32 protein-coding genes are annotated in these 26,004 nt (G+C 61.5%); 3 read left to right on the top strand and 29 right to left on the bottom strand.

Annotated elements, in window-relative coordinates:
• Positions 1–7: 7 nt before the first annotated feature.
• From ABCR88_RS07890 to ABCR88_RS07750, 29 genes are all read right to left on the bottom strand, one after another.
• The gene (locus ABCR88_RS07890; protein WP_350404361.1) at positions 8–2,620 is read right to left on the bottom strand and encodes a phage tail tape measure protein; all 2,613 of its coding nucleotides are present in this window, start codon (positions 2,618–2,620) and stop codon (positions 8–10) included.
• 136 nt (positions 2,621–2,756) lie between these two features.
• Positions 2,757–3,059, bottom strand: coding sequence for a phage tail assembly protein (locus ABCR88_RS07885; protein WP_058435501.1), 303 nt, complete (start codon positions 3,057–3,059; stop codon positions 2,757–2,759).
• 11 nt (positions 3,060–3,070) lie between these two features.
• Entirely contained in the window at positions 3,071–3,580 is a 510-nt protein-coding gene (locus ABCR88_RS07880; RefSeq protein WP_350404360.1) for a phage major tail tube protein, read from the bottom strand.
• A gap of 12 nt (positions 3,581–3,592) precedes the next feature.
• The gene (locus ABCR88_RS07875; protein WP_350404359.1) at positions 3,593–4,756 is read right to left on the bottom strand and encodes a phage tail sheath family protein; all 1,164 of its coding nucleotides are present in this window, start codon (positions 4,754–4,756) and stop codon (positions 3,593–3,595) included.
• 96 nt (positions 4,757–4,852) lie between these two features.
• Complete coding sequence (locus ABCR88_RS07870) at positions 4,853–5,278, bottom strand: phage tail assembly chaperone (RefSeq protein ID WP_350404358.1); 426 nt, start codon at positions 5,276–5,278, stop codon at positions 4,853–4,855.
• Positions 5,279–5,287: 9 nt separating this feature from the next.
• The gene (locus ABCR88_RS07865) at positions 5,288–6,832 is read right to left on the bottom strand and encodes a phage tail protein (protein WP_350404357.1); all 1,545 of its coding nucleotides are present in this window, start codon (positions 6,830–6,832) and stop codon (positions 5,288–5,290) included.
• A complete protein-coding gene (locus tag ABCR88_RS07860; RefSeq protein ID WP_350404356.1) occupies positions 6,829–7,518 on the bottom strand; it encodes a phage tail protein I in 690 nt (229 codons plus the stop codon). Before ABCR88_RS07860 ends, ABCR88_RS07865 begins: the two co-directional genes overlap by 4 nt.
• 1 nt (position 7,519) lies before the next feature.
• On the bottom strand, positions 7,520–8,401 hold the full coding sequence (locus ABCR88_RS07855; protein WP_350404354.1) for a baseplate J/gp47 family protein: 882 nt from the start codon (positions 8,399–8,401) through the stop codon (positions 7,520–7,522).
• Positions 8,398–8,724: a GPW/gp25 family protein gene (locus ABCR88_RS07850; RefSeq protein ID WP_103326585.1), complete on the bottom strand. Its 327-nt coding sequence runs from the start codon at positions 8,722–8,724 to the stop codon at positions 8,398–8,400. Before ABCR88_RS07850 ends, ABCR88_RS07855 begins: the two co-directional genes overlap by 4 nt.
• Before the next feature lie 4 nt (positions 8,725–8,728).
• A complete protein-coding gene (locus ABCR88_RS07845) occupies positions 8,729–8,944 on the bottom strand; it encodes a hypothetical protein (RefSeq protein WP_041118649.1) in 216 nt (71 codons plus the stop codon).
• Positions 8,945–8,987: 43 nt separating this feature from the next.
• The gene (locus ABCR88_RS07840) at positions 8,988–9,578 is read right to left on the bottom strand and encodes a phage baseplate assembly protein V (RefSeq protein ID WP_350404353.1); all 591 of its coding nucleotides are present in this window, start codon (positions 9,576–9,578) and stop codon (positions 8,988–8,990) included.
• Positions 9,575–10,084: a hypothetical protein gene (locus ABCR88_RS07835; protein ID WP_232642825.1), complete on the bottom strand. Its 510-nt coding sequence runs from the start codon at positions 10,082–10,084 to the stop codon at positions 9,575–9,577. The genes ABCR88_RS07840 and ABCR88_RS07835 overlap by 4 nt, the downstream gene beginning before the upstream one ends.
• Positions 10,077–10,730, bottom strand: coding sequence for a hypothetical protein (locus tag ABCR88_RS07830; protein WP_350404352.1), 654 nt, complete (start codon positions 10,728–10,730; stop codon positions 10,077–10,079). The genes ABCR88_RS07835 and ABCR88_RS07830 overlap by 8 nt, the downstream gene beginning before the upstream one ends.
• Positions 10,727–11,041, bottom strand: a complete 315-nt coding sequence (locus tag ABCR88_RS07825; protein WP_041118653.1) for a hypothetical protein — start codon at positions 11,039–11,041, stop codon at positions 10,727–10,729. Before ABCR88_RS07825 ends, ABCR88_RS07830 begins: the two co-directional genes overlap by 4 nt.
• 2 nt (positions 11,042–11,043) lie before the next feature.
• Entirely contained in the window at positions 11,044–12,039 is a 996-nt protein-coding gene (locus ABCR88_RS07820) for a major capsid protein (RefSeq protein WP_041118654.1), read from the bottom strand.
• Between the two features lie 63 nt (positions 12,040–12,102).
• Positions 12,103–12,447, bottom strand: coding sequence for a head decoration protein (locus ABCR88_RS07815; RefSeq protein WP_041118655.1), 345 nt, complete (start codon positions 12,445–12,447; stop codon positions 12,103–12,105).
• Positions 12,444–13,586, bottom strand: coding sequence for a head maturation protease, ClpP-related (locus tag ABCR88_RS07810; RefSeq protein ID WP_350404351.1), 1,143 nt, complete (start codon positions 13,584–13,586; stop codon positions 12,444–12,446). The genes ABCR88_RS07815 and ABCR88_RS07810 overlap by 4 nt, the downstream gene beginning before the upstream one ends.
• The gene (locus tag ABCR88_RS07805; protein ID WP_350404350.1) at positions 13,583–15,064 is read right to left on the bottom strand and encodes a phage portal protein; all 1,482 of its coding nucleotides are present in this window, start codon (positions 15,062–15,064) and stop codon (positions 13,583–13,585) included. The genes ABCR88_RS07810 and ABCR88_RS07805 overlap by 4 nt, the downstream gene beginning before the upstream one ends.
• Positions 15,064–15,270, bottom strand: a complete 207-nt coding sequence (locus ABCR88_RS07800; protein ID WP_041118658.1) for a hypothetical protein — start codon at positions 15,268–15,270, stop codon at positions 15,064–15,066. The genes ABCR88_RS07805 and ABCR88_RS07800 overlap by 1 nt, the downstream gene beginning before the upstream one ends.
• Position 15,271: 1 nt before the next feature.
• Positions 15,272–17,284 (bottom strand): phage terminase large subunit family protein, encoded by a 2,013-nt coding sequence (locus ABCR88_RS07795; RefSeq protein WP_350404349.1) that lies wholly within the window; start codon positions 17,282–17,284, stop codon positions 15,272–15,274.
• A 4-nt stretch (positions 17,285–17,288) separates the two neighbouring features.
• Positions 17,289–17,861, bottom strand: a complete 573-nt coding sequence (locus ABCR88_RS07790) for a terminase small subunit (protein ID WP_232642834.1) — start codon at positions 17,859–17,861, stop codon at positions 17,289–17,291.
• A 183-nt stretch (positions 17,862–18,044) separates the two neighbouring features.
• The gene (locus ABCR88_RS07785) at positions 18,045–18,899 is read right to left on the bottom strand and encodes a hypothetical protein (protein WP_350404348.1); all 855 of its coding nucleotides are present in this window, start codon (positions 18,897–18,899) and stop codon (positions 18,045–18,047) included.
• Between the two features lie 217 nt (positions 18,900–19,116).
• On the bottom strand, positions 19,117–19,461 hold the full coding sequence (locus ABCR88_RS07780) for a phage holin family protein (protein WP_350404347.1): 345 nt from the start codon (positions 19,459–19,461) through the stop codon (positions 19,117–19,119).
• Positions 19,462–19,724: 263 nt separating this feature from the next.
• Positions 19,725–20,204, bottom strand: a complete 480-nt coding sequence (locus ABCR88_RS07775; RefSeq protein WP_350404345.1) for a hypothetical protein — start codon at positions 20,202–20,204, stop codon at positions 19,725–19,727.
• On the bottom strand, positions 20,201–20,536 hold the full coding sequence (locus ABCR88_RS07770; protein ID WP_350404344.1) for a hypothetical protein: 336 nt from the start codon (positions 20,534–20,536) through the stop codon (positions 20,201–20,203). Before ABCR88_RS07770 ends, ABCR88_RS07775 begins: the two co-directional genes overlap by 4 nt.
• Positions 20,533–23,226 carry a bifunctional DNA primase/polymerase gene (locus ABCR88_RS07765; protein ID WP_350404342.1) on the bottom strand — a complete coding sequence of 898 codons (2,694 nt, stop codon included), beginning with the start codon at positions 23,224–23,226 and terminating at the stop codon, positions 20,533–20,535. Before ABCR88_RS07765 ends, ABCR88_RS07770 begins: the two co-directional genes overlap by 4 nt.
• A complete protein-coding gene (locus ABCR88_RS07760; protein WP_350404340.1) occupies positions 23,223–23,429 on the bottom strand; it encodes a TraR/DksA C4-type zinc finger protein in 207 nt (68 codons plus the stop codon). Before ABCR88_RS07760 ends, ABCR88_RS07765 begins: the two co-directional genes overlap by 4 nt.
• Positions 23,422–23,910 (bottom strand): phage regulatory CII family protein, encoded by a 489-nt coding sequence (locus ABCR88_RS07755; protein WP_350404338.1) that lies wholly within the window; start codon positions 23,908–23,910, stop codon positions 23,422–23,424. Before ABCR88_RS07755 ends, ABCR88_RS07760 begins: the two co-directional genes overlap by 8 nt.
• 143 nt (positions 23,911–24,053) lie before the next feature.
• The gene (locus ABCR88_RS07750) at positions 24,054–24,263 is read right to left on the bottom strand and encodes a helix-turn-helix domain-containing protein (protein WP_350404337.1); all 210 of its coding nucleotides are present in this window, start codon (positions 24,261–24,263) and stop codon (positions 24,054–24,056) included.
• Between the two features lie 116 nt (positions 24,264–24,379).
• On the opposite strand from ABCR88_RS07750, the gene ABCR88_RS07745 reads away from it, so the two are divergent.
• From ABCR88_RS07745 to ABCR88_RS07735, 3 genes are all read left to right on the top strand, one after another.
• The gene (locus ABCR88_RS07745; protein ID WP_350404336.1) at positions 24,380–25,102 is read left to right on the top strand and encodes a LexA family transcriptional regulator; all 723 of its coding nucleotides are present in this window, start codon (positions 24,380–24,382) and stop codon (positions 25,100–25,102) included.
• Positions 25,103–25,240: 138 nt separating this feature from the next.
• Positions 25,241–25,426, top strand: coding sequence for a hypothetical protein (locus tag ABCR88_RS07740; protein ID WP_350404334.1), 186 nt, complete (start codon positions 25,241–25,243; stop codon positions 25,424–25,426).
• Positions 25,423–25,995: a deoxynucleotide monophosphate kinase gene (locus tag ABCR88_RS07735; protein WP_350404333.1), complete on the top strand. Its 573-nt coding sequence runs from the start codon at positions 25,423–25,425 to the stop codon at positions 25,993–25,995. The genes ABCR88_RS07740 and ABCR88_RS07735 overlap by 4 nt, the downstream gene beginning before the upstream one ends.
• Positions 25,996–26,004: the final 9 nt, after the last annotated feature.

Raw genomic sequence — 26,004 nt, 5'->3', positions numbered from 1 at the left:
GGCCTCCTTATACGTGTGGTTCATCCGACAGTTGCCGAGCAGCCGCCTGCCGGCTGTATTCATCGAACATCCGCCGCAGGTGCGGCTCCACCTCCCGCGCCAGCTGGGCCGGGTCCTTGACGTCCCCTTGCACCTGAACTTGCAGGTTGGGTGCGAAAGAAAACTGCTGATCGACCTTCGGTGGGGCCGGCTTCACCAATTCCGGTGCCTTGAGCATCGCGGGCGTTGAGACTGGCGACTCTGTCCCCGCCATCGAGCGCACCACCAGGCCCAGCGGCTTGGCTGACTCCGGCGCCTTGAGCATCAGCGGCGCAGGGCCGGTCTTGAAGGACTTGGCGATATCGCCCAGCACAGGCGGAACGTTCTTACCAGCATCGCGCATCATCAGTGGGCCGGCGTCCGGCAGCCGCTTAAGCGAGTCGTCAGAACCGAACAGCGCCTTACCAGCTTTTGCGCCCAGGACGTCACCGCCCCAATAGCCGAGGGCACCACCCACGGCAGCCCCTACAGCTCCGCCGATGGCCGTGCCGAGCCCCGGCACAATCGAGCCAATAGCAGCCCCAGCCGCCAGCCCCGCCTTGGTGCCGAGCATTGCACCCGCCAGACCACCAGCAGCACCGCCGTAGCCTTCGGCTTTTTCGTCCTGGGTCTTGGCGTTCTGGTAGGTGTCCGCGACCTTAAACCCGGCCCCCAGCGCCGACAGCACGCCGCCACCTTTCACCCACGGAGACATCCCTTTGACCAGGCCACCGACACTTTTCAAGGCCGAGACGCCCAGGCTGGTGGCGCCCTTCAATGCCGCGCCACCCAACCTAGCCGTGCGACCCAGAACGCCCGGCCGGATCGCAGAGCGCAACGCACGCCCGGCCCGACCGAGCCGGCCACGTACACCGCCAGTGCCCTTGCCGCCCCTGGCGCCTTTACTGCCCTTCTTGTCGCGGCCTCCATCGAAGTCATAATCACCGCCCAGGCCGCCGGCGTTGGTGACGAACACCCGCTGGATCACATTAGGGTTGCCCATCAGTGAGCCCCGGGCCACGTTCAGCAGCCCCTTACCGATCCTGAAGGCCGAGGCCACGCTTTTCAGCGCGACCAGCCCAGCGCCCAGGGCAGTGACGCCGGCAACCATACCCGGCATCTTTTCTGTGAGCTGGGTCAACGACCCCGCTACCGTCTTGATGCCCTTGGCCACCGCGTCCGTTGCCGGTCGCAATGCGTCACCCACCGCACGCATGCCATCGTTGATCGACTGCCCTGTTTCAGCCCAGAGCTGGGCAGACGTCTCGCGTCGTTCGGCCAGGTTCTTGTCGAGGATGCCCTTGGCATTGAGCGAATCTTTCTTGAGCTGTTCGTACAGTTCACGGTTTTGTGAGTACGCCATAAGCGCCGCCTTGACCTGCATGTCTGCGAACAGGTCGCCCGTGCGCAGGGACTGCTCCAAGGCATTCAGCATCGCCTTGGCCTTGGCGGGGTCCGCCTCCTTGCTGATCTTCGCTTGGGCTTCGGCCATCTTCGCGGCCTTGGCTGGGTCGGTCGCCTTGATGTAACGCATAGCCAGCTCAAAACTGGATTCCAGGGTCGACTTTTTATTTTGAATCCCCGTGGCCATCGACGCCTGATAGTCAATGCCAACGTCCTTGTAAGCCTTGACCACCTCCCCGGAGCCGATTTTCTCCATCCAGTTTTTCAGGTTGTTGGCCGCTTCGTCGGAACCGCCTGCCGTCTTCATCTGCACTTGCAGCATCGAGCCCAACTGAGTCACCGCGTCCATGCCGGTGATTTCCATCTTGCCCATCCCCGCGAGCAGTTGCGGAAACCAGCGGGCCATGTCCGAAGCTTCAAAGCTACCGGCCTGACCTTGCAACGCGACGGCCTCCAGCGCCTGTTCCATGACCTTGGGGTCGGTGATCTTGGCGTTCTGCTCCAGGGCCTGGATCATTTTTGCCGTGTCTTCACCGCCCGAGCCTTGGCCAATTGCGAACTTCGCCGCTACCGGCGCATAGGACAGCGCCTTGTCCAGCTCCATGCCGGCGCCTACCAGCTGGTTGACCAACTCGGCCACATCGTTGCGCGCCATGCCGGTGTCTTTCGAGGTCTGAATGACCGTGCGAGTCATCTCGGCTTCTTCGGGGGCATTCGCCACGTTCCCTTTGATCGCGATGTCCCGAATGATCGCCTGGTAACCCGCACTGATTGTGGTCGGAATCGCTACAGCCGCAGTCCCGGCCACGGCCTGGCCAATGCTCGACTTGAATCCTTCCTTGCCTTGCTGGATCTGCTGGTGCCCCTTGAGCTGCAAATCTGCGCCCTTGGCCACCCGGCCAAGGGCCTGGTACTCCTGGCGCAGCTTGCCAACCTGGATGCCTTGTTTCTGCAAGCTGGAAAGGTTGCGCTCCAGCTTGCTCAGCAGGCCGGCAGCCGAAGCCGCCCCGCTGTCGTGGGCTCGCTTCCATTCGTCCCGCAGGCGCATGGTTTCGCCGATGGTGCTTTTCAGCACCTTGGCTTTGCTGCTCTGCTCTTCCAGCTTCTTGATGCGATTTTCAACGGTCTTGAAGGCCGCGCCGACTGTGGCGCTAACGGCGCCACCGATCACAAGCCCCAACGCAATATTGCGTGCCATCTGACCTCCTATGCTCAGGGAGGCTCAATCCGTGAGCCACCAGACCATGTCGCTAAAGCGCATGGTCATGATCTCCTCGGCGGAAAAATGCAGCTCGCTGGCGAGCCGCTTTGCCGCCATCTTCAACACGGCCAGGTCAAAGTTCGTCGTCTTGCACCAGGCGAAAATAACCGGCCTGCACACGCTGGTAGTCCTTGAGGGTCATGCCCTCCAGGTCCTTGCTGCCGACCTGGGCCAGACTGGCGAACAGCGCCAGTTCGCGCTGCTCATCATCACCACCAGCGGCGGTGTTCGCTGCGCGCACGTCTCGCACGGTTGGGGCCCGCAGAGTGACCTTGTCGCACTGCACGCCGTTCAGCTCGACTGCCTTGGTCAGAGTCACCACCACGCTATCGGGGGTCAGGGTCATCCAGGCCGGGGTTTTCTTTGCTTGAGTCATGAGGGTTTTCCTTACAGGCCCAGGGCCGAACGTTGAGCGGCGAGCTGGTCGACGCCGTTAATCACACGCTTCATGCCGAGGACATCGATCTCGTAGATCAGGCGCCCGTCGACCTCCAGCTTGTAGTAGGTCAAGGCCACGTTGTGCTTGATCTCGGCCTTGTCGCCCGCCTTCCAGTCGCCCATGTCGATCTCTTTCAGCATGCCGCGAAGGGTCACGATCACCGCCGTGGTCTTGCCCTTGAGGCCCTTGAAGGCACCACGGAACACACCATTGAACGCGGTCCCGTCTGACAGACCGAACATGCGCAGCGACTCACGGCGCACGCCGGTGGTGGTGAAGCCGGCTTCTTGCTTCTCCATGCCCATGTCCAGTTCCACCGGCAGATCCATGCCGCCGACCCGGTGTTCCTCGGTCTTGAGGGTGAGCTTGGGCAGGGTCAGGCTCGGCACGTCGCCTTGAAAGCTGATGCCGTCGACAAACAAATTCATGTTCGCCAGGGTTTCGGGAATCATTGCCATTGCTGCGGCTCCTTAAGCGGCTTTATCGAGGACTTCGGTCAACCACTGGTTGGTGACCTCGACCCGAAAATTCGGGTTCTCGGCGGGTGGTACGTCGGTAAAGCGGATGTTCCAGTACACCTTGCCCTGCTCCAGTTGGCTGGCGGTGTTCAACTCCGGGTCCGCGTAGACCTCGAAATTGATAATCGCCCCCTGATTCTTCAGGTCACGCATGAAGGCCTGCAGGCCCTCGGTGACGTCCTTCACATAGGTGGCCGTGATCGAGCGATCCACCGCCCATTTGTGGCCGTAGAGGATCGCGTCCATGACGATGTCCATGGTTCGCACCCGAGTGACGAACGCCCATTTAGGATCGCTGGACAGCGTGCGGTTGCCCCACAGGCGGAAACCGGCATCACGGATGATGGTGGTGATGTTGGCGTTGTTCAGCAGGTTGGCGCGGCAGGTCTCGTCGCCGTCCAGAAATTCGACGGGGCGGCCAGTGCCGGTGATGCCTACGAACTCTTTGTTCGAAGGCGAGGCCCAGAACCCGTACTCGCTATCAGTCCAGGCGAACAGGCCGGCAACCCAGGCCGAGGCCGGCGCGTCGACGGTGGCGCTCGCCTGACCCTCCCAATACTGAACACCCGGGTCAACCAGGTAAGCGCGCTTGGCGCCGAAGTTCTTGGCGTACTCCATCGCCGCTTCGTCGGTGGTGCTGGGCCCGTCGATGATGGCCAGGCCGCGCAGCTTGTCCCCGAGGGCCACCAGGGCCGTGCCGACCGCCTGGGTCGCGCTGTGCTTGGGCGCCACCAGCAGACGCGGCTGGGCGTTGAAACGGCTCTTGCCATCGAGCAACGCCTGCAGGCCGGTGCGCTTGCCGCTGGCCAGGACCCCGCCGATGATGGCCGAGGTCTGTTGCGCAGCGTCCGCGACCTTGGCCACTCCACAGGCGACGATCACCGCCTTGGCACGCTGATAGATCGCCTGGCACGCTTTGGTGATCGCCGCATCCGGGCCCCAGGCGGCAATGGCTTCGCGCTCGCTGGTGATCAGCAGCAGGTCATTGGCCTTGGCGCTGACGCCCGGGCCTTCGGTGAAGGTGTCCACCAGGCCGATGATCGAGGACGTGGGCAGCGCGATGGTGCGTGCGCCGGTGTCCACGTTGGTGACGGTGACGCCGTGGAAAAAGCTCATAGAGTCTCCAGAAATGACAAGGCCCCGCTGAGCGAGGCCGTAGGTGGAACGGGCGCCGAAGCGCTGGAATGAAAACGCCCCGACAGTGCGGGGCGTTTATGGGGTCAGGCTGGGCAGCCATTCGGGCGCCGGCGGTCGATGTTCGATGAGCGGGAATTCGCCGGATTCGGGCCAGCCACGTAGAGCCCGGCGATAGGCTTGGAGCTGACTGTACTGCTCTGCGGTCAGGGTAGTAGCAACGCCGTCCTCCAGTTCGTCGCGGTGCCGAGTTACAACGCCGTCCGTTTCATTTAATCGCTGATCCCGCCATGCCCGTTCAACGGCGGCAAGGTCCTCAGCGCTCGGTAGCGGTGGTTCGGTAAGCACTGGGAAGCCGTCCTTGCCCCAATCAATGACCAAGCCCGCTGCCTGACCTGCCATTAACTCAGCATGCCTTTCAGCGGCGATTTCGACGACATCCTTCGGCATAGACATGTGAATGGTTGAGTCGTAGAAACTGCGAGTGGATTTCGAACTGAACATAGACCCTCCTCAATTTCCTAGGGCGATGAAGAAACCACCAAGTCCGGCAGTCGGCCCCCCTGTTGTGCTCGTCATTGCCGTGGCTTTGATTCCGTTTGTGCCCTTGTCTACCAAGGAAAACACTGTCGCTCCTCCGTTTCCGAGAATTGCCGCACTCAAGCAGGCATTAGGGAACGCAATGTAATAGACAGCGTTCCAGTTACCCATTGCTCCTCCTGCCGACACAGCACTCCCCCATTGCAGAATTAGCCCCCCAGGCAGTCTCTGATAACCAGCTGGTGCTAACGATGCAGCAAAGCTGGCGGCGTGCTTAAGCATCGCTACACCCGAGGCGATCCATTGCGTGCCGTTGCTCACCAGCGATACAGACTCGCCATCGTTCACGATGATGCTCGATGCGGGCGCAAGCGCACTGTTCAGAAAAATAGTGTCAGTACCCTGGCGCAGAATCGAACACGACAAAGACGATGCACCAATGTCGATTACAGATCCGACCGGCACACTGTCTAGCAGTGGCAGGGTCAAACTGTTACAGGCTCCGAACACATTGATATGAGCATTGACTTGCGACGCCTGGATCACCTGCCCAGCTGTGCCGTAGCTGTAAGCCCGACCGAATCCACCGATAGCTCGCTGCACAAACTCCGTCGTGGCCAGGGTCTTACTGGCGTCGAACTGCGCCGCAGTCGGAGCGGCGGGCGCCCCGGTAAACGCTGGCGAGTTGATCGGCGCCAGGCCCTGGGTCACGCCCTTGAACGCCAGCGCCGTAGTGCCCAGTACAATCGGCCCATCTGTGGACAGCAACCACAAGGTATCGGCGCTGACGTTACCTTGCTCGACTGCCACCAGCAGGCCGGGGGTGACCTTGGCGCTGGTATCTGCATCAGCGGCCCGCTTCCAGATCTCGGCCGTGAGGTAGATCCCGTTGTCCTTGGCCTGGGCCTGGTCCTTCACCAGCACCCGCGAGCCCAAAGGCACCGGGACCCCGTCAATGGTCGGAGTCCCGGCCAGCTGAATCGGCCCCGTGGTCGCCACCAATACCGATGCCTTGGCGTCCTGCCGGTTGACCGCATCGGCAATCGAGTCATCGACATATTGCCGGGTGGCCAGCACCACGGCCGGGTCGATTTTCAGCACCACGCTGGCCGCACTGGACACGATGAAGTTCATGCGCACGATCTGGGTTCGGCCGGAGCCCTGGGACATCAGCGGTTTGTAACTCGGGGCGCAGTTCGCCACCGCGACCAAAGCGCCGTCAGCGTCATACAGGCCAATCTCACGAATCCACCAGCCCCCCTCGTCGGCCGGGATGATCTGCTCGGCAACAATGATGTTCGGGTTTGCCGGGTCGACCGACAGCTTGTTCAGTGGCCGGCGCCGGCGCTCGTTGATCAGCCGGGTTTGCGCCCGGTCGGGGATTGGGTCGGTGCCGTTGGCATCCCCCACCCCCATCTCTGTGAGCTTCCAGGGTATGCCCAAGGCGTCGGCGTTGGCCTGCTTGGCCTCACCAGCCGCCGTAAGAATTGCGAAGAACTGACTGTTCGGGTCGATCATGGGTAGGTGTCCAGGTAGTCGATTGAATGTTCACGCCCAGGGGCGCCGATGTAGCAAGTCAGGGCAATCGCGCCCGAGGTGGGCGGGTACACATCGACGCTGTCGGTTGAGTCCTCGCGGCCGGTGTTGCCGAGGATGCCGATCGTGACGATGTCGCGCAGCACGGGCGGATACACGTCGATTTCGTCGCCGAGGCTCAGCGCCACACCGAGATTCAGTGCGCCCTTGGTTTCAAGGCTGATCGCCAGGCCGGTCAGGTGCCTGGTGACCGGCTTGGCATCGTCGATCAGGCGTTCCAGCTCGCGATACATCTCCTCGGTGATCCCGGTTTCGAGAACACCGACCTTCAGGGCGAAGGTCCCGGGCACGCCCTGGGGCACGGTGTTGAACCACTCGATGATCTCGATCAGGTAACCCAAGGGCTCCACCACCCGCCGCAGCGCACCGATGGTGCCCTTGCGTGCATGGATGAAAAACGAGGCTTTGATGGCGCTGCGCTTGACCGGCTCCGACCAGTTCGGGTCCCAGCGGTCCACCGACCAGGCCCAAGCCAGCTGCGAGAGCAGGTGCGCCGGACAGGTGTCGGGGTTGTACAGCGTGCGCAGGATGCCGGCCGTGTCCTTCGTGTTGACCGCCTCCAGGCCGCGCTCCAGCACCGTGCTGTTGATGGGTAGTAGGCTCGGCATGTCAGGCCCCCAGCTTGATGCTGTAGCCCGTGCAGTACGCCGCCTGCGCCGGGGTTGGGGCCAGATCCTGCCAGCCCAGCAACTCAACCCGGGCCACGCCGGCAACGTGTAGCTGGGCATCGATGGCCGAACGCGCCACCTCGACGCCCAATCGCTTGCGAGGGTTCATCCAGGCTTTCAACCGACGCTCTGCCTCCACCAGCGCGGCATCGCTTTCCGGGCCCGGGCCTTTCATGTGCAACACCGCATCCACGCGGTAGCGCAACACCTGGGCACTCTGCACAGTGACCCGATCCGCCACCGGCCGCACATCGTCATCATTGACGGCCCGGGCAACAGCGGCGAGCAGTTCAGGTCCAGCGGTGCCGTCGCCCTCCAGGCTCAGCACCGACACGGTGACGCAGGCCGGGGCCGGGCTTTCTGCCGATGCATCCGCCACCAGCGCCGAGGCACTGCGGGCGTGTAGGATGTAGCTGTTGCGCGGCCCGGCGGTGGTCAGCCCCTCGTAAGCCAGCTGGACACGCTCGCGCAAGGCGTCGTCTGACTCCTTGACCTCCTCCAGCGGCGGCACGGCCAGGGGATCGCCGGGCTGGATCACCAACCGAGCCAACTTTACATTGGCCGCCAGGTGATCCAGGTCCGAGCCTCTGGCGTGGGCCAGCAGCAGCGCCTTGGCCGCGTCGTTGATTCGGGCCCGCATCTGCATGTCGCCATAGGCCACCAGCTCCAACTGCTTAACGACCGGGTCGCTCTCCAGCGCGGCGGTCCAGTTCTCCCCCATCGCCAGTCGAAACAGTGCCAACTTGCGCTGGTACAGATCTTCATAGTCCAGGGGCTCCAGCACCAGCGGCGCCGGCAGCGCCGACAAGTCCAGAATGCTCATGCCGTTACCTCCAATATCGCGCTATCCCCCAGGTACTGGCCCACCAGCTGAAAACTGATCTGGCCACCTACCACCGCCACCACCTGCACCCGCTCCAGCTTCAAGCGTGGCTCCCAGCGCAGCAGCGCCCGGGCCACCTCGGCCTGGACAGCACTTTTCCAGCCGCCAGTGACAGGCAAATCGACGTAGCGGCGCAGGTCGCTGCCGTACTCCGGACGCATCCGCCGGCTGCCCAGCGGCGTGGTCAGGATGTCCTCGATGGACTGCCGCACATGCTCAAGGCCCGACAGCGGCTGGCCCGTTCGGCGATCCATTCCGATCATCGCTTCACTCCTGCGCTTGCAAATCTGGATGCGAGCGCAGGTAGTCCAGCGCAACCAGGTCCCCCGCATCGGCCGTGACATGGCCTTGCTTCACCGCCAGTTGCCGGCCGTCCGGCAGGACCAGCACGCGGGAGGTATAGAGGGTGTCGCGGAACACCGAGGCGTCAGGCACTGCCGGCTCCCCACCGGGTTGCTCGATGGGTTTCTTTGTCGTGGTCATGTTTGCTCCAGGCGAAAAAAAGCCCGCTGTTGCGGGCTGCTGGTCAATGGGGCACCGCGGTCGATCCGCCGCCGGGCACGACGCCCGAATGCGTATGAGTCGAGCCGACGTTGACCCCGTTGTGTTTCAGGCTCGCGCCGTTGATTTGGACGTCACCGTTCAAGGTGATTTGCCCGGTCAGACTGATGGTGCTGGCTTTGCCGGTGATCGAGCTATCGGTGATCACAGCCGAGCTGCCGCCGACCTGGATGGTCACCGTGCCGCTGGGTAGGTTGATGCTGTAGCTCTTGGCCTGCCAGTCGTAGACCAGCGAACCGCCATCGTCAAAGCGCCAAACCTCGACGTGGTCGCGGTTGTCCGGCTGGGCACCGGCATTACCGTACAGCCCCGGGATGAAAGTGCCCTGAGCCGGCTCGCCGCTGGGGCTAATCAAGGCCCCCTGCTCACCCAGGCTCGGCGCCCGCCAGTGCCGGGCCTTGCCGGCGGCCTGGCTGTGCCAGCGTACCCAGGCGCTGGTCCAGCCGGCACCGTCGGATACGCGCACCATGCCGGCGGCCAGGTCGACCGCAACCACGCTACAGGGAATGATCAGGCCCGCCAGCATTCGGTCATGCTGTGCGCTGACATAACTCATGACAGCTCCTCGGGCCGGACCTTACCGACACCTTCACCCAGGTTGAACACCAGCGTCCCCGGGGGCTGGTTGGGCCATGGCCACTCCTCCAGGCCGAGGTATAAGCCCTGGGTCCACTCCACAGTCCAGATCGTGTAAGCGTCCAACTCCGGCCGCGTCCAATCCTGGCCGGAGCGGACAAACTGCGCAGGCTCTATCGGCTGCCCCCAGGTCTGCATGCGCAGCAAAACCGCAAGCTGCGAGGCAATGAACAGCGCCTTCCGGTCAGATTGAGTCTGCTCGGCTCCCACCATCACCCGCGCTTCAAAGCGAGCTTCCAGCGCCGTCTCGCCGGTCAGCGGATCGGTTCCAGGCTCCAGTTCGACCAGCTCAACAATCACGGCTGGAAGTGCTATGCGCCCCAGCAGGTCAGGCATCACTGCTACATCAAACAGGCCGGGGATAGCCTCGCGGATATGCTGTTCAATGGCCTGGTAGAGCTGGTCCAGATCGAGGGGTTCAGACACCTTTGCTACCTCTCAAGTATTTTTGCAGCTCAAAGTTCAGCTCCTGCTCCAGGATCTCCAGCAGCCGCTGATCTGCCCGTTTAACCCATTCATCGAAGATAGGCCGCACGTCATCCAGCGACACCTTGGCCTTGGCCAGGGGGAAGCGGTTGTCGTTCTCGTTGATGAAGCCCGTGCGCCGCCGCCCCTCGCGGGTTTCGGGATAGTCAGCTGGGTCATAGTGGCGGCTGCCGGTACGAATCCAGATATCCGCCTGACTGCCATAGACCTGTTTGTAAAACGCCCCCTGATAACGCCTGCCCGCCACCGACACACCCGACCTGTTCTGCCGGGCGCGGCCAATTCGGCTGGACTCAATCGGGTTGATACCGAACCAGAGCTTGCCCTGCCCGGCGCTGTTGATCGGATAGGCCCGCAGGCGCTGGCGAACAGCCCCCACCGCGATACGCTCCTTGCTGCTGACAGCTCGGGAGATGTAAGTACGCAGCCAGCGCAACGTCTTGTTGATCGCCCGGCGCTGGGCCACCGCCGCCGCTTTCGGGACCAAGGCGGCAAAGTCCTTGAACGCCTGTAGATGCGCAGGCGACGACTGCAAGGTAATCACGCCATCTCTGGCGGCCACCCGTGCATAGCTACCAATGTTCATGGGTTGATCCTCAGGACAAGCGTCACCAGGCCGTCACCTGTCGGCTCCACCAGGATCAGGGTGTAAACCCCACCGCCGTCATGCTCCGGCAGGTCGATCCGCACCTGTTGCCGGATCTCTACGCCCTCGGCGTCTGCCACACGAATCACCAGGTGCGGCTCGCGCAGCGCCGTGGACATCTTGCCAAGCTTGGGTTGCAGCCAAGGTGCGGAGAACATCCCCCGCACCTCGCGCCCTTCGATGTAGGCGGTGTCAGCCAGAACCTCAAACACCACCTCGTCGACATCCGCCACCAGGTCGCGAATACCCACGGTCACATCTCCAGCAGGATCTGCGCCAGCGGCCGCGAGCAAATGTGCAGCGGGTTGGACTGTGCCTCACCAGCAATGCCTTTGTTGAACGGCAGCGGCTCAAGCTTGCTGTAGTACGGCAGGCCCTCGGTGTTCGCCGTCTCCATGTAGTCGGCCGGGGCAAACACAGAGATATAGAGGTCGGGCACACCCTCAGGAATCAGCAGGGCTTTATCGGGGTGCACAAACTGAACCCCAGCGACCTTGCCGCGATAGCGCTCCCAGACGATGCCGCCGAACTCGAAGCTTTCGCGAGAGTCACCACGCAGTGCAGCAGCCTGCACGGTGTTGAGGAAGGTCTTCTCCACAGAGTCATGAGTGATCAGCTTGTTCCAGAAGTTCTTGCCACAGAATGCCCGGGCTCCGGTACTGGTAATGCTCCCCAGCGCCTCCTCCTGCTCGTCCAGGGCATCGCCGCATTTCTCGCGAACCTCCGTCTTGGGATTGCTAAGCTCCATCTGCACTTTCTTCCGGGTGACGCCGAAGGTCTTGTAAATGTCCAGCAGCACGGTCTTGCCATCGGCATCGAGGATCTGGCCGTTCAGAGCCCCCATGCGCTGGAACTCGTGGGTAGCGTCCAACTGTCGGCGGCACTTGGCCAGGCGCTTGTTGACCGCGTCCTGTACCGATTGCAACTCGCTGCGGGTGCCGAAAGCACGAATGCCCTGGATCTCGTCCGCCCTGATCGAGAAGCGCTGGGGCAGGTGCACGGTGTTGAACGGAATCATGGTGCGCTTGCTTCCTCCGACCACCAGGCCAGAGGTGCCACGCTCACCCGCCGGAACCAGGCCGATGGTGTCGCCGTCCTTTTCGATCTGCACGGTCACGGTGGAGATACCTTCCTCCCTGAACAAACCCAGGCTGCTGATGCGACCCGGCAGGTATTCCTGCTCGTTGATCGCCGCAGTCAGCGAGGAAACCGAAAACGCGTCGTCGTTAAAAATCTCAATGTCAGCCATGAAGCAATCTCCAGAAAGCAAAAAACCCGCAAGGGCGGGTTCGATAAACGAGGGTGAAATGTCTTAGCGGACGATGACGAAGTGACTGGCCAGCGCCTTTTCAGCGGCCAGATCGAGGCCGGTCAAACACGCCTCGCTGACCTCAGCAAGGCGCACCACGGCGCGACCGCGTCGCACCACATCCGACTCGCCCAACGGGCCGTAGAGGATGGCCTGAGCATTCTCGCTGCCATCCTCTGCGGTTGGGTTGTATGGTGCGAACTGGCCGGTGGCAGTGACTAACCCGAGGATCTGACCGGGCTCCAGCGCCGGGCCAGCGACGACGTTGATGGCTTCGCGGGAGATGTTGCCGGCGCCTTCGGAGAGCAGGAATTCACCCGCATGCATCGGCTCACGTTGAACAGTCATGGTCTGGTTCCTTTCGCGGAGGGTTGTTGTGCAGCTTGGCGAGCAGCCCAGATCGAGGGCTGGTCGATTTTCTTGGCCTGTACCTTGGGCGGCGGGTCGTTTTCCAACGGCAGGCTGTTGTTGATTTCGAAGCCCTTACCCGTGCCCACCAGCTTGTCGAACAAGCGAGCCCGGACACTGGCTGCATCCAAACCGGCCGCTACGAACTCGGCGCTGAATTCCGGCAGTCGAGCAGCTACGCACAAATCGTTGATGGTCTTGGCCCGGGTCAGGCCGGCCTGGACCACCGCTTCACTTTCCAGCTGGGTGGACTTGAGCAGCGGTTCCACCAGGTTGCTGATACCCGACTCAGCGCAACGCTGGGTGATCAGCAGAGCCAGCTGGGCAGCGTCGACCACCGGAACCGGCTCGGGCGGTGTTGCTGGCTCGCTCGGGACCGCTGGCGGTTGCTCGTCCAGCTGGGCCAGCAACCCAGGGGGAGCGTTGCGAAAGCGCCGCAGCACATCGCCATGGCCCAGGCAGGCGCTGACCTTGACTCCGTCGCCTACCTCGTCCGCCAGGCCCAGTGCTACAGCCTCGTTGGCGGTCAACCAGGTTTCGGCATCGACGAGGCGCCGCAGCTCGGAATCGTCGATGTCCGGCGCCTTGGACTTGTAGGCCGCGATGATCGCTTCCAGGGTCTGGTCCAGCACATCGGCGACCTTGCGAAAGTCCTCGGCATCGCCCGCCGCATAGGTCCATGGGTTGTGAATCATCAGCATGGCGTTGGCGGCGATCACCACTCGGTGCGCGCCGCACACTGCTACGCTGGCGGCGCTGGCGGCCAGGGCATCAATACGACCGGTACAGCGCTCGCCCAAACGCGAAAGCGCGTTGTGCATTGCCAGGCCGTCGAACAGATCCCCGCCAATGCTGTTGAAGGCGACCACCACCGGCGATACTCCGTCATCCAGGGCCCGCAGGTCCTGCACAAACTGATTCGCGGTCACGCCCCAGGCGCCGATCTCGCCATACACGAACACTTCGATGCTCCGTTGTTCGGCTTCGCCGCTGGCCCGCAGCGTGTACCAGGTCTGATCCTTGACCGGCACCAACGCACCGGCAGCGTCGTAGACGCGGACCTGATTTTTCTTGCTCATGGTTGCTCCTTGTCGTCGAGCTGCTCGACGCTTTCGAGGGTGTTGTAGTTGAGGCCCAGGCGGCTCGCCCGCTCCAGATCCGCGGCGTTTTCCGCGTCGACCGTTTCGGCGTCGTAGCCGGTACGCAGGCACATCTCGCTGCGCGAGGCGAAGCCGGCCTGCACTTCCATGCGCCGGGCCTGAACGTCTTGCACCGGCTGGAGATACGGCCACCCTTGCGGCACCCAGCGGGTACGCAGGTATTCACGGCGGCGCTGGGCGTAGTCCGTCAATTGCACGGCACCAGACAGCACCGCCATATCCAGCCAAGCCGCACGTACTGGGCGGCAAAGCTGGTGCACGTAAACGCCGAACTGCAATTGCTCCAGGCGCCGGCGAAACTCGTTCAGCACCACCCGCATCACTCGGTCGTTGATGTCGCGCATATCGCCGGTAACGATCTCGTAGGGCACCCCCGCCCCCGCTGCAGCAGCCATCAGCTGCTGGCGCATGAAGTCCGGGTAGTTGTTGCCTGCATCCGGCGGTTTGGAAAACTCGACCTCCTCCCCAGGCCCCAGCTCCTGCATGGTGCCCGGTTCCAGCGCCACCATGGGCGTAAACCCGTCTCGATCCAGAGTCAACGGCTGACCGGTGACAGGGTCGAGTGGAGGCGGACCACCTTCCGGTGTGGGCCGCGTAATGAAACCCGCGAACAGGTTCGCGACCTCCTGCCGGAACAGCACCGCGTCATCGTAGTTATCGAGACTGCGCAGGCGTTTCAGCACTGGCGACAGGCGCGGTACGCCCCGCAATTGGCCGGGCTCAAGCGGATCAAAGATGTGCAGCACCTGGGTGGCTGGCACTCGCACCAGCTGGTTATAGCCGCCGCTCAGAGTGGAAGACTCTCCCGGGTGCGAGCGATACATCCAGTACGCCACCCGCTTGCCTACACCGTTGAACTCGATCCCGGCCCGAATGACATTGCCGTCGCGGGTGGTTTCAAACTTGTCATGGGGCACAAACTCCGGCGCCAGCAGCTGCACCTGCAAGGGCACCGCCAGGCCATCCTCGGTCCGACGAGGCCGCAACCGCACGAAGCATTCACCCGAGGTTTCCACCGTCCGGGCGACCAAGGCCTGCTGGCCATAGAAGTCGGTCAGGTCGTCGGCATCCGACTCGTCCACCCAATCCTCCCACAGCACCTGCAATAGCTTGCGCAGGTCGTCGTCGGCGGTCTGGGCCCGAGGGGTGATGCCGGTGCCGATCAGGTTACTGACCCGCTTGTCCACCACGTTGAAGGCGTAGGGGTCATTGCGCACCGCCGCCCTGGAGCGCGAGCGCAAGTTGCGCAACGCCGGGGTGTTGATGCTGTTGAGGCTACTGTCCGGAGCGTCCCAGCCTGCCGACCGGCGCCCCTCCCCGGCGCCTTCATAGCTGGCCTTGATGTTCGATGGCAGCAGGAAGCCTTGACGGCTCAAGGTTGGGTAGTGACGGGCCATTACAGTCCCTTGCCCCCGTGGTAAAGCCGAACCACGCGGGAGCGTGGGCCAGCAGTTGCGGCAAGACTGCCTCGGATCTCCTCGCGAGCCCTGAGCAGTTCGTCCACCGTCCGGTATTCCACCGTGCGGTCGCCATAGCGCACGGTTTTTTCACCGCGAGCGATAGCCGCCTCGATAGCGTCGAGGTGTTTCTGGGTAAAGGACATATCAGCGTCTCTTGAGATAGCCGCTGGTGGACATGCGGCGTTGAGGTTGCGGCGCAACGGGTTGGGTCCTGGCGACAGGTGCCGCAGATGTCGGAGCCGGACGCTCGACAGCCTCTGGTTCCGGCTCATCGGTCGCAGCTGCAGGCGACACCGCCTGATGGCCGGCCTCGTCGTCGAACAACCCGCCCTGTGCCAGCGCCTGCCGGATCCGCTCCCAATCAGCGTCGAGGTAGCGATTGATGCCCAGGTAATGGGCCATTGCCAGGCAATACACCATCAGGTCGAGCGCTTCGTTTCTATCTGCCTTGCCCTTCACCCACTCGATGCGCTTGTAGCCTTTGACGTAACGGGCCACCTTGCTTTCGGCCACGCACTGGTCAAAGAACTCGTCGGGCAAGTCATTGGCAAAGTGCAACGCCCCCGGACCGTCCGGGAACGGGTAGCGGTTGTAGATCCAGTCCTTCGCGGTGTCGGTGCCGACAAACCACAGCTCGGCGCCGTTGCGTTCGGTCTGCCCGCGCCAGGTGACATCGACCATCGATGGGCGCTGGGCAATGACCGGACGCCCGGGCTTGCTCGCCCCCTTGATGGCGAAGATGTTGCGCCACCGACGAAGGCGGCAGAACTGGTAAACCTCGTCCGTGTGGTGACCACCGGAGTCGACACCCGCAGCCAGGATCGCCAGTGCGACACCGCAAGGGTGCCGATACCGGGCCTTGAGCTTCTCGTCCAGCACATCCCACGTCTTCTGGTTCGCCGGATCGCCCCAAATCACCTGGTGGTCGATCACCCAGCGCTCCAAGCCAACACCGAAGCCCATCACCATCAACTCCAGGCGGTTGGCCTGCACGTCGACCGCAGCGGTCAGCATCAACACGCCGGCCGGCATCGAGCCGAGGCTGTAGCGCTCAAGACGGGCCCGATCCCGTAGGACGTGGGCCTTGGTTTGCTCCTGGGCGCTGTCCCAGACCTTGGCCAGGCGGGTGTTGTAAAACACCTGCATCGGCTCCAGGTTGCCAGCGGCCTGGGCCTTCTTGGCCTTCTCGTACTGCCGGGCCAAGGTCCGCCAGTCGGTCCAGCCGGAAGGGGCGTACAAAGCGTTGAGGTAGAACCCCACCGTTTCCCCGTCGCCCTCGGCGTGCGTCCGCCACTGCCCATTAGCCAGCATCCACCCTTTGTGGTGCTCCTCGATCAGGACATCACACTCAGGGCTGGCGCACTGGTAGTGCACCACGCTGAAATCCGGGGAGTACAGCAGGCGCTCCCACTCCAGAACCTGGTGATGCCCGCAGGTTGGGCACGGCACGTAGTAATGCCGTTGATCGCTGGACTCGAACAGATCGCTGATCCGCGAGGCGCCCTTGATGGTCGGCGAGCTGGAAAAGTAGAACTTGGCGTTGCGGCCGAAAGTACTGCCCCGGGCTTCCGCCAGTTCGATGGGGTCGCCCTCCTCGCCCACATCGACCTCCCACCGGTCCACCTCGTCACCGTACACGTACCGGGCCGACAGCTCGGCAAGGTTGGCGGCAGAACCGGCGGTGGTCACGTACAGCGAACCGCCTTCGAATTCCTTGGTGTCCATGGTGTTGCGGGAGTCGCGGGATCGGCTGGACGCCACCCGTTTGTTCAGCTCCGGCGTGGCCTTGATCGTCTTGCCGATCCGCGACGACACCCGTTTGGCCAGGCCGAGGCTCGGCAGCAGGGTCAGGATGTTGGATGGAGCCATGTGGATCAGGCCGCCGATCCAGTTCAAGGCGATCTGGGTTTTCATCAGCTGCGAGGCCACCATGGTCACCACCCTTTTGCAGGGGTGGGCCGGGGACAGGCATCGCATGGGTTCTCGTGCGTACGGCGTCCGGTCCGTGCGGTACTTGCCGGGCTCTGCGGCTCCCGTGTCACGCGGGATTCGCATGTATTCATCTGCCCATTCGTCAACCCATAGTTCAGGGTCTGGCTGGAGCCCTCGGCAATACGCATCGCGGTACACCTCTGCACCGTTTGCGTATTCGGGCATAGGTCTAGCTCTGTGTGATGGCTTGTTGTAGGTCGGCGGCGGTCATGCGCCCAGCGTCCTCAAGGGCTCGGCGAAACGCCCCTGTGAGGTGCCGCTCGATTTCCCAGGGATCGCTCAGAGCGGCTACCTCGGCAGCCAGTTGCGGCGACATGCCGAACAACAGATCACGAACCATGCGCCCGGCGTTGTAGGCCGCGACCGTTACCGCCTCGCGGTCAACGAGGTCACCCTGGACCTTGTAGAACTCAGCTTCGGCCAGCTTGGCCAGGTAATGCTCCCGGTGGGCTCGGGACTTCTGAAAATCCGGGCCTTTGCTGGGGAGTTGCGGCACAGCATCGGTTTCAGCAGTCGGCACCAGGCCGCTGCGCACATCACGATCAATGCGCGCTTCTTCATGCCGAGCAGCCACCGCCGCCTTGCTGGGGTCTGCCGATTCAGCCAGCAGGGCTTCGGTGGCCTCCAGCTCGATCTTGCCGTCTGCGGTCAGCACCAGCCGATCTTGCTTGGCCAGCTTGGAAACGTAGGACTTGGCCCAACCGCGCCGCGCCGCAAAGTCCGACTTGCTGATAACGGTCATGTGTTTGACGTCCAGTTAACCCAATGAATACGGGGTGTTCACCAGTTCACCGCCAGTTCACTAAGCGGGTGAACCAGCCGCTAACAAAGATCCGCGGGTTTCCGACCCCGTGTCCTCGGGAGCTTCCCAGGGTCCCCGGCAGTTTTTGGGGAGAGGCTAGCTGAAGGATGGGAGAGAATGCGGCTATGCCAGCCCGGCGAACTCAATGCGGACGCCCGTGCTGCCTTCGTACAAATACAGTTGCCTGTCAGCAAACCCAACATGCAAACGGAAGTCTTTATCACCGATCTCTAACGCATCACGTATTGATTGCTCGTTTAATTCGCACGTTTTGCGAGCCCAATCGAACTGGGCGTAGATCTTTTGCAGCTGCATGAAGTCATTGATGGCGGTGCCATCGCACATGACACCACCGCCTGGTGGAAAGATCACTTCACCAGAAAGCTTCGTCACGGTGACGTTTAAGGATTTTTTCCTGCAGTTCGCTCGCTCCTCAGCCGTCAGGGTATCCGGGGTCAAGGAGCGAGAGTTCGAAGGTAGCAACGACGGCCAATTCTCCTCGATGGTGTGGATCAGCTTCTCGCGAACCCAGACATCACCATGACCGCGACCGTGGGGAAGAGCTTCAAGAAAGTAGATGCAGTCTGTTTGTACCAAGCCGAATGCGACGGTCTTAGTACCCTTGATCAGTCCATTAGGTAAGCGTTCAGTGCCGAGATGAAAATGAAGAATTCCCCAATCATCAAGAAGCCCATCAACTTTATCTATGCTGAACGTGGATCTGCTCAAATACGGAAACAGCGGCTGGCCTTGGTGGATTGCAAGGCAAAGCCCATCGAAACCGCTTTTTAGATCAGCAGGGACAGAGAAAGACGCTGCGCACTCTGTCCGGCGTGGCGTTGCAATTGGACATCTTCTTTGGAGCTTGAAAAGAAGCAACGCGCAGGCGGTCACATCTTTGCTGGGAGCTACAACATTCAGTTTTTTCAGTTCAGATACGACGAACGTGAGCAGGTCAGCTTCGAAATCTATGCGCATGGTTTCCCTTTTTTGATAGCCTCCGCGAGCTTTGATCGTAGCAGTACCTGATTGAGAAAATACCCCAACAGAAAGCAGCGTGTATCCCTGCTTGTATCCCGAGATCCAGAATCAGCCTAGAAGCCTTGGGATATATAGAACACGCAAGTCTCCCCGACTCTCCTCTCCAAACCGGTGAAAAACTCTGAAAGCCCCGTAATACGTGACCTCCAGAGCATCAAACCCGATCCTCGGGGACAGGCGACACCTCGCACACCCCGATCCGCTTTGCCGCCCACCGCTCGTACAGGCCAATGGCGACATCCGCGCCTGCCATCGCCGTCAGGCAGCCAAAGGCACCCGCCGTCCAGACCGACACACCGGCGCCGATCAACAGCATCATTGCCGCCATTCCGCAGACGATGCAGGCACCAGAACGCAGTGCCAAGCGCCGCAGCAGTACCCAGCCCCGGGCGCCATCCTTGTCCGCTCGCCACATCTCGCCGGACACGCCTCCGACCAGGGCCAGGACGATTACCAACCAGATCGGCATTTCTGCCAGCGCTTGCTGCTCGTTTGTCATAACGGGTCTCAAATGAGGGAGCGCGGCGAACGCCGGAAAAAGAAAACCCCGCCAGGGGGACGGGGTTTTCAATGTCCTGGCCAAAGCCAGGGCGAGGTGCACAGCACGTGCTCAGGTGAAGCGCCTAGGCGCAGATCGCATATCGTGGTGACTTTTTACCCCCCTCCGGAAAAACCGAAAAGGGCCCATTTTCGGTTGTTCGACTCGACGCCAACTTGACGCCAACTCAACGCCAACTTGGCGCATTTCGCTCAGACGAACGGTCAGCCGTGCCGACGCCTCTTCATCGATGCCCGAGTCAGATCCGTCTCAACAGCACCACTACGGCGGCCACCGCCCCGAGCAGTGACAGTGCGCGCCGCGAGAATGACCTGCACCTGTTGATGCAGCCGGTGGACCCAGTTCCGGTAGGTTCGATCTGCACTGGTGGGCAACTGCAACAGAGCGAGCTGCGCCTGGACGGTCAACGGCTTGGCAGGCAGGTAGCGGTTATGCGCAAGCCGGACCAGCAAGGCGCCCTTTTCTGACTGGCGCTCAATCTGCGCGAGCGCGGCCGAAACCTCCCACGCAATGTGATCGATCCCAGCACCGCCACCTGGCGATCGAGGCCCTGGCGTCCCACGCGGCGCGCTCCCACCCCACTCGATGATCGTGGCCATGGGGCTGCCCAAGCCGCCGCCATCCCCAACGCGGCCGAGCTGGCTCGCCCAGTGCAACATCAGCTCTTCTATCTCCTGAATCATTGCCCCATCCCCCTGGAAACCATACCCGACACAAAAAACACCCAACCCAACACAAACCCAACACAGATAAATCCCAATAAATTCAATGCTCTAATAGCTTTTGTGTTGAGTGTGTTGGGTTTGTTGGGTTTTTCAGTCCTCGCATGAGAAGAATTTTTAACCTTCAAATCAGCTGCAAATGACGTCACGCATGCGCGCCCGCGTAGCGAAACCCAACACACCCAACACACAGCGCTAGAACCCTTGAAATAGAAAGGTTTGACCTGTGTTGAGTTGCCAAAACAAACCCGACACACACCCAACACACCCAACACACATTCAGGCGCAGTCATGGTGTAGGCCCCTTCACATGGTCCCAGTTGTCCACACTCCAACCCGCGAGCCGTGCACGGGCCCGCCACTCATCCACCTGCTTGCCCAGGTCGGCCGCTTTCATCGAAGGGGGCGGGGAAGGATCTAGATGCGCGGGTAAGAAGAACGCGCCGAACTTGCGGGTGTTCCCCTCGGTCCAGGGTATCGCCCGCGTCTTATCGACCTCTGAGCTGACGAACAGCGAGAACTTGGTTTGGCTCATCGCATGTTCCTTGTTGCGATGGCACCATTCCAGGAACACCGAGTACACATCCGAGGACAGGCACGGGCCCCACAAGCCATAACCCAGCTCGCCATAGCGCCATAGATGCAAGAACGTCTGCCAGGCGGCCCGGCTCAACGCTACCAATCGCTCGCGCGCCTCGGTCGAGGGTGGCCGTGTGCGCTGGTTGAAGTCGCCAAGGTCGACCGAAAGCAGCCAGCCATAAAGCGCTGCAACGCCGCCCTCTTCCAGCTCCTTGCCTATCGCCTTCTGCCGTTCCACCGGCAACGTTTCCATGGGCCACATGACCAGCATCCGGCGGTCGCTGTCGCTGATCGGCCACGGCAGTATCTCGTTACTGAGGAACACCGCGTTCATGTGGTTGGCTTCCTCCCAACCGTTGATGAACTTCGATTCCATCCGCACGGTTTTACCCGTGATCAAGTGCTTGATCTTGCCCACCTGGTTGTAACGCTGGTCACGACTGACCACCTCTTCAAACACCGACCAGAGCTTGCGGCTTTGCCAGGCGTTGAAGTTGCTTTCCAGCTGGGTCTGTCCCACGGTTGCCGCGTACTGGCCGTACAGCATGCCCAGGGCATCGGCGAACAACAGACTTTTGCCCGAGCCTTCCATGGTGCTGTGCATCAGCACTGCGGTATCCATCTTGGCGCCCAGGTGCTGCAACGGGTACGCCAGCCACCGCGTGAGCCACTGCACCGCGGCTTCGTCGTTGTTGCACAGAAACGAGATCAGCCAGCGCAGGTTCTTGCAGGCTTCATCATTCCGAACGGGTTCCAGCGGCAACCCGTCAAAGGTGTTGATGTAGATCGAGGGGTCCTTCGTCATGGTCGGGTCGAACACAATGTGTTCAACGTCCACCGTGCGCCGCTCGCTACTGTTCAGCCACAGCGCGTAGGCATCACCGAGGGCCATCTTTACTGCACCCTCGGCTATGCGCCTCTTCTTCTCCCGGTCCCAGACGTCCTTGGTTCCGTCGATGTACACATAGCGGTCTGTCGGTGACATGCCGAAGGCGTCCGTCTTCTTGCCTGCCATGCGCCGCGCTTGCTCAATGTCGCTGACATGGTCAGCGGAAATAAGGCGCTTGGCGGTGTTGTCCAGCCACTCCTTGGCAATAGGCTTGCTGACTCGCGCCTCAAATGCTGATTTTTTCATCGCCCGCGCTTGATCGCAGTCCCAGACGTGAGTAGTCCCCTCAATCAGCGCAAACCGTCGCAGCACTTGCTCGAGCGTCAACGCCTCCCCCGCGCCCCCCATAGGAGCCGGAGCAGCCTCGCTGGGGGCGACTGCACCATCAGGACCCGGCCCGCTCATGTCCTCAGAAGGGGGCGGGGGAAGGTCCCGGGGATCGGGTCGCGACGAATGCTGCATACCGAGCATGCGCGCCGCCTCTTTCACCGCCCGGGACTGGTCGCCGTTGTGTTCGAGCAGGCAATACACCTCGAACGCATCATTCTGGTGGCCGTTCGCCAACGGGTCGGCGCCGTGGTGCGAGTACACCTTGCGCTCCTTGACCGTGATGCCGGGCATGCCGGTACTGCTTTGTGCGTACAGCCACTTGCTGCCGCGCTTGATATAGCCGTGGGCCCGCAGCAGCTCCTCGACGTCGTGACAGCGGTTGAACTCATCGATCACCGACGGCTGGTCACCCTTGGAGGCTGGTCGCTTGATTGTCTTGCCGGGGTCCTTCTTGGGCTTCGGCGCCCAGGGGCAAGTTGCCTCGGCGTCGCGCTTGAAGATGTCCCAGTTGTTCCAGATCGAAAGCAACTCACCTGGCAGCACCGGCAGGCCCTCGGCCGCATTAGGCGCAGTCCGCCAGAAATATGGCTTACCCGTGCCTGGGTGAATCGAGGGTGGCAATACGTCCTGCACGAGGCCGGCGCGCAGCTCCAGCACCGTGAAGCGCTGGAACTGTTGCGCCTCGGCCTTGGCTGCTGCCTCCCCTGCCAGATCACCATCAGCCTTTGCGGCCTTGGCCTGAGCTGTCAGCCGCTTGTAGATCGACCCGTCCGGGTCATTCTCATTCGGCCAGGACAAAGAATGGCGGGTTAGCTCCAGGTCATCCGGCACCCGAAACATCACACGGAAACGTGCCGGGTTGCCGACCACGGTCGGGAACACCAGCGCTATGGCATCCAGGTCAATGCCGTGCAGCTCGTAGAGTACGTGGCGGGTCCACTGGACATCATCGACATCGAGCGAGCAAACCCGGCTCGGACCAAGCACAACACCGAGATTGTGCTCAGGGTTGCGTTGCCAGAATCCAGAGGCCGCATCTGCGTCGGTGTGATAGCCGCCGGGCTTGTTCCATCCCAGCCCCTTGGGTGCCTTTTCACCTGGGTCGATGGAAACCAGGGCCAGACCGAACTGCTCGACATAGCGCCGCGCCCACTCTGCAGTGGGCGCATTGATCTGTTCACTCATCTGCGCCGCTCCCGCAACTCCTGGCAGCTGACACAGGTCTGGCAACCCAGAACCTTCTGTCGCCGGAGAGGCGGGATAGGCTCGTCGCAGTCTTCACAGAGTTCCGCACTGGCGGCGCCAGTCGCCAGGCGCTGGCGGCGCTCCAACGCGACTTGCAGGAAGTAGTCGGCCTGGTCGTTTGCGATATCGATCACATCAGCCATGGAGGTGTTCCTCCATCGCGGCACGGGCTCCGGCCATGATTCCCAGGACAGCACGGATCACGTCCGCCCCGTGCTTCTCCAGGTCTTCTACTTCGTGTGGCTCCCAGATGTTGTCGGCGGCACCATGGTGCATGCTGGACACGAACATGCCGGTTTCATGCAGTAGCCGACTGACCGCCTGCAAGGCTTGTTGTGTTGGCGCCGCAGGCTCGGGCTTGTACCAGACCATGCCTGCGGGGCGCATCAACGCATCGAGCAATACCGGGCTTTCGGTCAGCCGGATAACCTCTTCAAGCTCGTCCGGGTCAAGCCAGCGATGCTCGAAATCGTGCTTGAGCTTCTTCTGGAGGGTGTCGTAATCCATCACCATATCCAGTGCCAGCGCGGTGACGCCGCCCGGGTAGCTATGGCCGGCGCGGTAGAGCGCCTTACGCAATGGGAGTATTGGCTCGACGGCCTTTGGTTTTGCTACGCGACTCATAACCGTAAATACCTCTTTTACGGTCTAGCCAGACATTAGGGCACGCCCTATCATCCGACCTACGACCGATGTGCATGTGCTGTGTATCGTCGTAGCCGGGCTGGGGGATCTTGTGGTGAGAGGTCCCAGCCCGGCACCTTTAATTAGGCAGCCAGTGATTTGCGACGACTGCCAATACGGCGGATTTCGAAACCTTCAGGCTTCCCATCAGAACCGCTGACTACTCGGACATCCCGAGCACTCAGCATCATTTGGGAGATTGCGCCTTGGGTTACACCAAGAAGCTCAGCAACCTCCACCTGACTCTTCCCCTTTGCGAACTCTCGCAAAGGAACTCCATATTCAATTGTCATTCTCAGTTCCTCAGAACGGACGCAGGTCAAAATATTAGTTCAACTCATAAATTCGAGCAAGAAAAAAACACCATCAGTGTTTGTTGAATATAAGTAACCCTTATAGCATCGCGATCATGACGACCAAACCGCCCTACATCGCCGAAGAAGCAGCCCGCCTTAAGGCCGCTTATAACGTCCGTAAAGCGGAAGACCGCACCCTGACTCAAGAAAAGGTTGCGGACATTTGTGGCTGGGCTGGACAAAGCGCCGTCAGCCAATACATGACAGGCAAGATTGCTCTGAACCTCCCCGCGTTATTAAGCCTCAGCCGTGCCATAGGATTCGCCCCCGAGAGCGTTAGCCCTCGATTAGCAGAAACCATGAGCACGGCAAATAACGGTTCGAAGATAAGCAACCCTAGTTCTGGGGGCTTTCATCAGAACACCACGGAGATGGGACCGGCGGGGAGGCTGTTGCCTGTGATCGGATATGTAAAAGCTGTAGCCTTTTGCGAGGCGGATGAAGGATTCAAAAAGGACGATGTAGAAGAGTGGGTCGAAGCAGGAGGCCCTGCTGGACCCCGCGCATTTATCCTGCGCGTTGAAGGAAAAAGCATGGAGCCCGATTTCAAGCCTGGCGATAAAGTCGTCGTTGACCCGGACATGCAATGGAACTCTGGCGACTTTGTGGTCGCAAGGCGCCCAAATGACAAAGCAGCAACATTGCGACAAGTTAGCGAAGAAGGCGGCGAACTGTACCTTTATGCAACCAATCCAAATTGGCCGGACAGGGTCATCAAGATCAGCCAAGAATGGAAGGTCTACGGGCGCGCCCGCCGCAAAATTGTAGACCTTTGATCACACGCCAGGACGAAGCCCGCTAATAGCGGGCTTTTTTTTTGACCATAAAAAACACTAAATAACAGTACCGCTATTGACTTAAGAAACCACTAACACTAATTTTATCCCGTACACCTCTCACCAAGAGTACGGATCATGCAAACGACTACACAGCACAGCCCCACCCGCTGCCCGGTGTATCTACACCCCGCAGCCTGCACTAATCCCGCCGCCGTCGAAGCCATCCAGCGCCAGACTGGCCTACTGGTGATCGCCACCACCCGCCGTACCGCAGCCACCAAGGCAGCGGACCTCGGCCCATTCGGGGGTGATGCAGCATGAAACCGATTCTGATCGGCCTCGCCGGCCTCGCTCGCTCGGGAAAATCCACCGTCGCGGATCACCTGGCGCAAGTTCACATGCTCGAGCAGTACGCCTTCGCAGATCCGCTGCGCACCGGCCTGATGGAGATTTTCAACCTCGACACCGAGGACTTCGAAGGGGACCGCAAGGAGCATGAGCTGGCCTGGCTGGGCAAGTCCCCGCGCCAGCTCATGCAGTCGATGGGCACCGAGTGGGCCCGCCAGGTGGTCCACCCAGACGTCTGGGTAAAGATCGCAGAGCAGAACCTGAACTACATGCAGAACGCCCTAACGGACGTGATCGGGTTCGTAGTCAGCGATGTGCGTTTCGAGAACGAAGCGAACTTCATCCGCCGTCGCGGCGGGGTAATCGTCCACATCTGGCGAACGGAAGCCCCAGCAGTGAACCCACACATCAGCGAAGCCGGCGTAGAGCTAAAGCCAGGCGATCTGCTGTTGACCAACACAGAGTCGATCTCGCACCTCAAGGTCAAGGTCGATCAGCTGCTGGAATGCATCCGCAACCGTCCCCAGCGCACCGCTGCCTGAGGCCACAGC

It is taken from the genome of Pseudomonas sp. W17, assembly GCF_040268305.1.
Lineage (GTDB): Bacteria > Pseudomonadota > Gammaproteobacteria > Pseudomonadales > Pseudomonadaceae > Aquipseudomonas > Aquipseudomonas protegens.
Note: the sequence above shows the minus strand (reverse complement) of the source record. Positions and strands in the feature narration are given on the sequence as shown.

Bases quoted from the DNA above. Each gene is read 5' to 3' on its own strand.
- ABCR88_RS07890 (WP_350404361.1), bottom strand. From the start codon at position 2,620: ATGGCACGCAATATTGCGTTGGGGCTTGTGATCGGTGGCGCCGTTAGC.
- ABCR88_RS07885 (WP_058435501.1), bottom strand. From the start codon at position 3,059: ATGACTCAAGCAAAGAAAACCCCGGCCTGGATGACCCTGACCCCCGAT.
- ABCR88_RS07880 (WP_350404360.1), bottom strand. From the start codon at position 3,580: ATGGCAATGATTCCCGAAACCCTGGCGAACATGAATTTGTTTGTCGAC.
- ABCR88_RS07875 (WP_350404359.1), bottom strand. From the start codon at position 4,756: ATGAGCTTTTTCCACGGCGTCACCGTCACCAACGTGGACACCGGCGCA.
- ABCR88_RS07870 (WP_350404358.1), bottom strand. From the start codon at position 5,278: ATGTTCAGTTCGAAATCCACTCGCAGTTTCTACGACTCAACCATTCAC.
- ABCR88_RS07865 (WP_350404357.1), bottom strand. From the start codon at position 6,832: ATGATCGACCCGAACAGTCAGTTCTTCGCAATTCTTACGGCGGCTGGT.
- ABCR88_RS07860 (WP_350404356.1), bottom strand. From the start codon at position 7,518: ATGCCGAGCCTACTACCCATCAACAGCACGGTGCTGGAGCGCGGCCTG.
- ABCR88_RS07855 (WP_350404354.1), bottom strand. From the start codon at position 8,401: ATGAGCATTCTGGACTTGTCGGCGCTGCCGGCGCCGCTGGTGCTGGAG.
- ABCR88_RS07850 (WP_103326585.1), bottom strand. From the start codon at position 8,724: ATGATCGGAATGGATCGCCGAACGGGCCAGCCGCTGTCGGGCCTTGAG.
- ABCR88_RS07845 (WP_041118649.1), bottom strand. From the start codon at position 8,944: ATGACCACGACAAAGAAACCCATCGAGCAACCCGGTGGGGAGCCGGCA.
- ABCR88_RS07840 (WP_350404353.1), bottom strand. From the start codon at position 9,578: ATGAGTTATGTCAGCGCACAGCATGACCGAATGCTGGCGGGCCTGATC.
- ABCR88_RS07830 (WP_350404352.1), bottom strand. From the start codon at position 10,730: ATGAACATTGGTAGCTATGCACGGGTGGCCGCCAGAGATGGCGTGATT.
- ABCR88_RS07820 (WP_041118654.1), bottom strand. From the start codon at position 12,039: ATGGCTGACATTGAGATTTTTAACGACGACGCGTTTTCGGTTTCCTCG.
- ABCR88_RS07815 (WP_041118655.1), bottom strand. From the start codon at position 12,447: ATGACTGTTCAACGTGAGCCGATGCATGCGGGTGAATTCCTGCTCTCC.
- ABCR88_RS07810 (WP_350404351.1), bottom strand. From the start codon at position 13,586: ATGAGCAAGAAAAATCAGGTCCGCGTCTACGACGCTGCCGGTGCGTTG.
- ABCR88_RS07805 (WP_350404350.1), bottom strand. From the start codon at position 15,064: ATGGCCCGTCACTACCCAACCTTGAGCCGTCAAGGCTTCCTGCTGCCA.
- ABCR88_RS07800 (WP_041118658.1), bottom strand. From the start codon at position 15,270: ATGTCCTTTACCCAGAAACACCTCGACGCTATCGAGGCGGCTATCGCT.
- ABCR88_RS07795 (WP_350404349.1), bottom strand. From the start codon at position 17,284: ATGCCCGAATACGCAAACGGTGCAGAGGTGTACCGCGATGCGTATTGC.
- ABCR88_RS07790 (WP_232642834.1), bottom strand. From the start codon at position 17,861: ATGACCGTTATCAGCAAGTCGGACTTTGCGGCGCGGCGCGGTTGGGCC.
- ABCR88_RS07785 (WP_350404348.1), bottom strand. From the start codon at position 18,899: ATGCGCATAGATTTCGAAGCTGACCTGCTCACGTTCGTCGTATCTGAA.
- ABCR88_RS07780 (WP_350404347.1), bottom strand. From the start codon at position 19,461: ATGACAAACGAGCAGCAAGCGCTGGCAGAAATGCCGATCTGGTTGGTA.
- ABCR88_RS07775 (WP_350404345.1), bottom strand. From the start codon at position 20,204: ATGATTCAGGAGATAGAAGAGCTGATGTTGCACTGGGCGAGCCAGCTC.
- ABCR88_RS07770 (WP_350404344.1), bottom strand. From the start codon at position 20,536: ATGACTGCGCCTGAATGTGTGTTGGGTGTGTTGGGTGTGTGTCGGGTT.
- ABCR88_RS07765 (WP_350404342.1), bottom strand. From the start codon at position 23,226: ATGAGTGAACAGATCAATGCGCCCACTGCAGAGTGGGCGCGGCGCTAT.
- ABCR88_RS07760 (WP_350404340.1), bottom strand. From the start codon at position 23,429: ATGGCTGATGTGATCGATATCGCAAACGACCAGGCCGACTACTTCCTG.
- ABCR88_RS07755 (WP_350404338.1), bottom strand. From the start codon at position 23,910: ATGAGTCGCGTAGCAAAACCAAAGGCCGTCGAGCCAATACTCCCATTG.
- ABCR88_RS07750 (WP_350404337.1), bottom strand. From the start codon at position 24,263: ATGACAATTGAATATGGAGTTCCTTTGCGAGAGTTCGCAAAGGGGAAG.
- ABCR88_RS07745 (WP_350404336.1), top strand. From the start codon at position 24,380: ATGACGACCAAACCGCCCTACATCGCCGAAGAAGCAGCCCGCCTTAAG.
- ABCR88_RS07740 (WP_350404334.1), top strand. From the start codon at position 25,241: ATGCAAACGACTACACAGCACAGCCCCACCCGCTGCCCGGTGTATCTA.
- ABCR88_RS07735 (WP_350404333.1), top strand. From the start codon at position 25,423: ATGAAACCGATTCTGATCGGCCTCGCCGGCCTCGCTCGCTCGGGAAAA.